We start from the raw sequence: 6,560 nt of genomic DNA on the forward strand, positions 1-6,560 counted from the left end.
AGGCGGGGTGGATCCGGTTGCGGGAGACGCCGTAAACCCATCCATGGGGGCTTGGCCGCGGCATCCATGCCGCGGACACTCCCGCAACCGGACCCACCCCGCCTTCGACAGTTTTCCGCGATCTGTCGGAAATACTATTGGGGTCAGATCCGTTTTCCTCCGGAAAACGGATCTGACCCCATTTTGATTTTCGATATCTGACAGATTGTGTCGACCAAGGTCGACACCCACCAACAGCACACGAAATCTGTCAGAGGTGGGGCGGTGTCGGAGTGCGGGGTGTCAGCCGCATGGATGCGGCTGCCAAGCCTACAGGGACGTACTTGCGGCGTCCCCGCACTCCGGCACCGCCCCGCCCAACCACGGAATGCACGCTGTTGCCGTTGCTGTTGCTCTTGCTTCGGCTGTTGCTTCGGCGGGTGGCAGGGCGCAGCCCTGCAAAGAACCCTATCCCCGTGGTCGGCTGCGCGAGGGCACCAGTGCGAACGTATCCACCGCCAACTTCTCGGCATGGTTCAACCACGCGCGGATCTCCAGATCGTCCACTTCGTGGTCCAGCCCGAACGATACGTTGATCTTGCCATTGGCATCGGGCTGCACCCACTGCTGGGCCAGCACCACCTTGCGCTGCGACGACACCGCCTCGATCCAGAAACCGCGATCCGGGCGCGTGCTCGCCACCAGCTGCAGCATGTACTGGCCGGCGCGGGTGCGGCGGCCCTTCTGCGTGATCATGTGCGCCTGGCGCACGCTCGGGCGCGGGCCCTGGAAGGCGTCCAGCGGTGCATCCACGGCAATGCCGCCACGCAGGTCGTTGTCACGGTAGAGCTTGATGCCGTTGTCGCGGTTGACCAGCAGGGCGCACCAGTCGCCATCGGCCGAGCCGTCCTCGAACGCGGTACAGCGATCGACATAGGCCAGGGTATTGTCCGGGTCGGCATCATCGAACTGGCGTGAGGTGTTTTCCAGATATACCGACTTCAAACCCCAGTCCTTGTCGTACTCCAGCAGAACCGGTGGCTGCACATGCTGCAGGCCGACCACCACCTGGTCGTCGCCGTCGATCTTCAGTTCACGGGTCGGTTCACCCAGCCACAGCGAACGGGCGAACGCCAGATACTGCGGGTAGTCGCGGCCACCGTCGCGGCGCGCGGCGACGCTGGCGCTCGGCGCGCGCTTGTCATCCAGCAGCGAGCGGCCAAAGCCCATGGTCTGCAGGTTCGGGTCGAGCAGGCTGAGCAGGGTGGCGCCGGAGTCCAGCGTTGAACCGTCTTCCACCGCCAGCTGGCGAGGCGTCACGCCGTCGCCGAGGAACAGCAGCAGGTTTTCGCGCTGCTGCTTGGCCAGCACATGGCTGAGATCGTTGGGCATCGCCAGATGATCGGAAGCGATCACGATCAACGTGTCCTTGCCATACGGGCTGGCCTGGATGCGCTCGACCAGCTGCGAGATCAGGCGGTCGGTGCACTTGAGTGCATTGAGCAGGCCGATGTTGCCGTACTGGCTCTGGTAGCGCTCGCCCTTGCACGACACCGGCAGGTGCCCGGCCGGGTGATGGGTATCCATGGTCAGCGTGGTCAGCATGAACGGCGAGCCGGCACGCGAGAGCTGCTCGAAGCGCTGGTAGGCGGTGTCCAACAGCACGTCATCGTGCACGCCCCAGGCCGAGTAATGGATGCGGCCGATCTTCTTCTGCTGCTTGAACCAGGCCAGGTCATGCACTTCATCGAAACCGTGGCTGGCCAGGAACTGGCCCTTGCCGGCGAACTGGCCGTTGGCACCGCCAAGATAGTGGTTGGTGTAGCCCTGCTGCTTCAGGTAGTCGCCGAGGCACACCGCCTTGGGCAGGAAGCTGCCCATGCGGTCCATGCTGTTCTCATCGCCCTGCGAGGTGGTCAGCGGTACGCCGCACATCGACGACACCAAGCCGGCGATGGTCCAGCCGCTGCCTTCGGCCGAGGCCAGGCCACGCACGTCCAGCGACTCGGACGCCAGGCGGTTGAGGTTGGGCATCAGGCCGGGGAACACGGCCTCGTCCAGGTAGGTACGTTCCAGGCTTTCGCCATAGATCCAGACGATGTTGCGCGGACGCTGCAGTGGCTGCGTCGGCACCTGGTACTCAGGTGCGATGCGGGCGAAATCGACCGGGCGCAGCTGCTGATACAGGCGCTGGCCGTCGCGGGCCAACGGGCTGAACATGATCGTGCCCACCCACACTGCGATGAAGCCGGCAAACCAGGCGCCTCCATGGCCGGGCCGGCGCCAGCGCTTCACCCGCGTGGCGAACAGCGGCAGCAGCGAGACCAGCGCCAGCACGATGAAGCCGGCGATGTAGCCCTTGAAATCGGAGACACCGGCGCCTTCCATGTCGGCGCCCAGGTGGTACAGGGTGGCGGCGTTGAGCCCATCACCGGACAGCTTGTCGATCAGCCACCATGCGCTGAGCGCAAGCAGCAGCAGCGAGAACGCACTGGCCTTCCACCACACCCACTTGTCGGACGCGAGGAACAACCAGCACAGCAGCAACAACGACAGCAGCAGTATCCAGAGCATAGGCAGCTTCGGCAGTGACGGGGTGGTGGTGATGGACGTCGTACCGACGCGTGTCCATCCGACCGGCGCTGCCGCAAGCACATGCATGTGACAGGCCGATGACCCGATAGTGCATGCACGAACCTGACTGAAATGTTTGTTGCAATGACGCGCGCGGGATCGCGCTCAGAAGGTAAAACGAGCGTGAAAGACGCCGTTGGATTGCATTAAAAACCGCATGAATACGGGTGTTTTCTGTGATGCGCTAGCGATGCCCGCGCTCTTCGCGTGCCCGCGCGCGACGATCGAACAGCAGTGCACTGGTCACGATGCCAAGGCCGAGCACCACGCCGATGAACAACAGAATCAGCGCAATGAGCGGGTAGCCTAACAGGTGCCAGCCGGTGTCGATTTTCATCATCATCGCCGCGGCCATGATCAGCGCCGCGCTGATGATGCCGGCCGCCACGCGGTTGGCGATCTTCTGCAGGTTCTCCATCAGCCGCGATTCCTCCAGCCCGGTCACCTTCATCTGCAGGCGGTTTTCGGCCAGCAGCGCCATGATGTCCGAGAGCTTGCGCGGTCCATCGCGCAGCAGCTGCTGCAGCTCCATCGCCTCGCTGGCGATGTTGGCCGCGGACAGTGATTTCTTCAATCGCGCGCGCATCACGTGCTGCAGCTGACGCTCGACGATGCGTCGTGTTTCCAGCTCGGGTGCCAGCAAGCGGCACACGGTTTCCAGGTTGAGCAATGCCTTGCCCAGCAGGCTCAGTTCCGGCGGTGTGCGCAGCCCGCAGGCGGTGGCGATGCGCACCATGTCCAGCACGACGCGGCCTTCGGAGAACGTGCCGCTGGCGGCGTAACGCGCGATCAACTGGCCGGTCTCACGCAGGTAACGTTCCTCGTCGAACGCCTCCAGACGCGTGCTGATGCTGATCAGGTCGTCAGCCACTTCCTCGCCACGGCCATCGACGGCGGCGAACAGGATCTTCAACAGGCGCTCGCGCAGGCGCGGCGGCATGTGCGCGACCATGCCCAGATCGAAGATCGCCAGCCGGCCATCGGGCATCACCCGCAGGTTGCCCGGATGCGGGTCGGCATGGATCTCGCCATGCACGAAGATCTGGTCCAGGTAGCCGCGGATCAGCGCCGCCGCCAGTGGATCCATCGACTGTTCGGTGCGGCGCACATCGGGAATCGCATCCACGCGCACGCCGGTGGCCAGTTCCATGGTCAGCACGCGCTGGCTGCTGTAATCCCACAGCGGCTGCGGGATCCACAGGCGGCGGAACGGCTTGAGATGGCGGCCGAAGCGGGCCAGGTTCTCGGCCTCGGCGTGGTAGTCCAGCTCCTGCATCAGGGTCTTGGCGAACTCGTTGAGCCAGTCGCGCAGGCGCACGCGGCGGCCGACCTGGGTCAGGTGGTCGGCGGCCAGCGCGAAGCTGCGCAGCGCCTCCAGGTCCGAGCGCAGCTGCGCGGCGACTTCAGGCTTCTGCACCTTCACTGCTACCTGGCGGCCATCGTGCAGCACCGCGCGGTGCACCTGCGCGATCGACGCGCAGCCCAGTGGCTCGGGATCGAACGCAGCGAACAGCTTGTTCACCGGCGCGCCCAGTTCCTGCTCGACGATGGCATGGATGCGCTCGACCGGAATCTCGGCCACCTTCTCCTGCATGCGCTCCAGCGCCGTGGCGAACTCCACCGGCACCATGTCCGGGCGGGTAGAGAGCATCTGGCCCAGCTTGACGAAGGTGGGCCCCAAGGCTTCCAGGTCACTGACGAACTGTTCCGGGTTGCCGTCTGCGGGAACGTCGGCCGGATTGCCTGCGGCATCCAGGTTCATGCCCGAGAACACGCCTGAATGGCGATAGCGCATCAGCAGGCGCAGGATCTGGCTGCGCCGGTTCATGCCTTTGACCAGCGGAGGATTGCCATAGGCGGTGGGCGGGTTGCTCAAGCGGAACTCCTTTCAGACGACGGCCGGTAGCGCCGGGCCATGCCCGGCGAAACGGGATCACGCTCCAGTCTCGCCGGGCCGGGGTCGTCACGTGGTGAACCCGATCTCTTCCGCAGTCAACGCCGAATCGGTCAGAATCCGCCCATTCCCTTTCTTGGACGCCCCATGGCCGGTGCCAGCCTGTTCGCCCTGCTCGACGATATCGCCACCCTCCTCGACGATGTCTCGGTCCTGACCAAGGTCGCGGCGAAGAAGACCGCTGGTGTACTCGGCGACGATCTGGCGCTGAACGCGCAGCAGGTCACCGGGGTCAACGCCAACCGCGAACTGCCGGTGGTGTGGGCGGTGGCCAAGGGCTCGCTGGTCAACAAGGTGATCCTGGTGCCGGCGGCACTGGCGATCAGCGCGCTGGAGGCCTGGCTGCACAGCCGCGGCTGGAACGTGCCGCTGATCGTGCCACTGATGATGATCGGCGGCGCGTTCCTGTGCTTTGAGGGCGTTGAGAAGCTGGCGCATCGCTTCCTGCATTCGTCCGACGACGATGCCGAGCGCCAGGCCGAGCGGCGCAAGGCGCTGGCCGATACCCAGGTGGACATGGTCGCGTGGGAGAAGGACAAGGTGAAGGGCGCGATCCGCACCGACTTCATCCTCTCGGCCGAGATCATCGTGCTGACCCTGGGCGTGGTCGCCACCGCGCCGTTCACCAACCAGGTGGTCACGCTGGCCGTGGTTGCACTGGCGATGACGGTCTTCGTCTATGGGCTGGTCGCGGGCATCGTGAAGCTTGATGACGTCGGCCTGTATCTCTCGCGCAAGGGCGGGGCTGTGGCCGCCTTTGGTCGCGGCCTGGTGGCCTCGGCACCGTGGCTGATGAAGTTCCTGTCAGTGGCCGGCACCATCGCCATGTTCCTTGTGGGCGGCGGCATCCTCGTGCACAACGTGCCGGCACTGCACCACACGGTGCAGGCATTGGGCGGCGAAGGGCAGTGGGGCTGGCTGATCAGTGCTGCGGCCAACATGGTGGTCGGCATCATCGCCGGCGCCATCGTGCTGGCGGCGGTGACCGGGTTCCAGAAGCTGCGCGGTAAGTAATATGTAGAGCCGAGCCCACGCTCGGCTGCTCTACGGCGCTGCGCGCCGCCGCCCGAGCATGGGCTCGGGCGCTACAGAATCCGCACGCTGGATCATCACCCCGCCTGCACCCGGTTCTTGCCCTGCCGCTTGGCGGCATACAGCGCGTCATCAGCGCGGCGCAGCAGGGTCTCGGTATCGTCGCCGGGCTGCCATTGCGCCAGCCCAGCGCTGAAATGCACCGGCACGCGCTGGTCCTGCACGGTCAGCACGCGATGTGCCAGCGAACGCTGCAGGCGCTGCACGGTGGCCATGCTGTCGGCGCCCTGGGTTTCCGGCAGCACCAGTACGAATTCGTCGCCGCCCAGCCGAGCGATGCCGTCGGTGGCGCGCAGCAACAGCTTGCACACGGACACCAGGTGCTGCAGCAGCGCATCGCCACCGGCATGCCCGTGCGCGTCGTTGGTCTGGTGGAAATCATCCAGGTCGATCACCGCCACGCCCAGTGGCGAGTTGTTGCGCGCGGCGCGCGCCAGCTCGCGCTGCAGCAGTTCGTCCAGGCCGCGACGGTTCAGTGCCTGGGTCAACGGATCGATGCGTGCCAGGTCACCGGCGGCGCGCAGCTCCTGCTCAAGCTCGGCGATGCGTTGCTCTGCACGTTCCACTTCCTGCCGCGCATTGGCCAGGTGATCGCGGGCCTGTGCAGCCTGCTGCTGCACCTTGCCGGTGTCGCGCATCACCTCCTGCAGCAGCTGGTTGAGGTCGGCGATGCTGCGCGCCTCGCGCAGCTGCAGCGCGTAACTGCCGATGCGGTCGTGGTACTCACCGGTGCTGGTGGCCATGCCATCCATGCGCTCGATGAACTCGCCCATCAGCCCGCGCATGGCCGCCTTTGAATCATCGATGCCCTGGCGCAGCAGGCCCTGCTTGTAGATCACTTCGCGCAGCTCGGCGCGGGTTCGCTCGACGGCCTCGGCCTCCAACGGCCCGTCCAGCAGCT

The 6,560-nt window shown here is 65.6% G+C and carries 4 protein-coding genes; 1 reads left to right on the forward strand and 3 read right to left on the reverse strand.

The annotated features are described in order from the left end of the window. Positions 1–447: 447 nt before the first annotated feature. Both QRO91_RS03270 and QRO91_RS03275 read right to left on the reverse strand, forming a co-directional pair. Positions 448–2,553: a phosphoglycerol transferase I gene (locus QRO91_RS03270; protein ID WP_197632774.1), complete on the reverse strand. Its 2,106-nt coding sequence runs from the start codon at positions 2,551–2,553 to the stop codon at positions 448–450. A 244-nt stretch (positions 2,554–2,797) separates the two neighbouring features. Then, entirely contained in the window at positions 2,798–4,489 is a 1,692-nt protein-coding gene (locus tag QRO91_RS03275) for an AarF/UbiB family protein (protein WP_197650530.1), read from the reverse strand. 165 nt (positions 4,490–4,654) lie between these two features. Here QRO91_RS03275 and QRO91_RS03280 point away from each other — a divergent pair, with 165 nt between their 5' ends. Then, positions 4,655–5,581: a DUF808 domain-containing protein gene (locus QRO91_RS03280; protein WP_049428046.1), complete on the forward strand. Its 927-nt coding sequence runs from the start codon at positions 4,655–4,657 to the stop codon at positions 5,579–5,581. 95 nt (positions 5,582–5,676) lie between these two features. Here QRO91_RS03280 and QRO91_RS03285 read toward each other — a convergent pair. Next, positions 5,677–6,560, reverse strand: an 884-nt coding sequence (locus QRO91_RS03285) for a GGDEF domain-containing protein (protein ID WP_285310253.1), incomplete at its 5' end; no start/stop codon positions are given.

It is taken from the genome of Stenotrophomonas maltophilia group sp. Smal32 (assembly GCF_030237085.1).
Taxonomy (GTDB): domain Bacteria; phylum Pseudomonadota; class Gammaproteobacteria; order Xanthomonadales; family Xanthomonadaceae; genus Stenotrophomonas; species Stenotrophomonas maltophilia_Q.

What these genes read in the sequence shown, in the direction of transcription:
- QRO91_RS03270 (WP_197632774.1), bottom strand. Translation starts at nt 2,553, where the DNA reads ATGCTCTGGATACTGCTGCTGTCGTTGTTGCTGCTGTGCTGGTTGTTC.
- QRO91_RS03280 (WP_049428046.1), top strand. Translation starts at nt 4,655, where the DNA reads ATGGCCGGTGCCAGCCTGTTCGCCCTGCTCGACGATATCGCCACCCTC.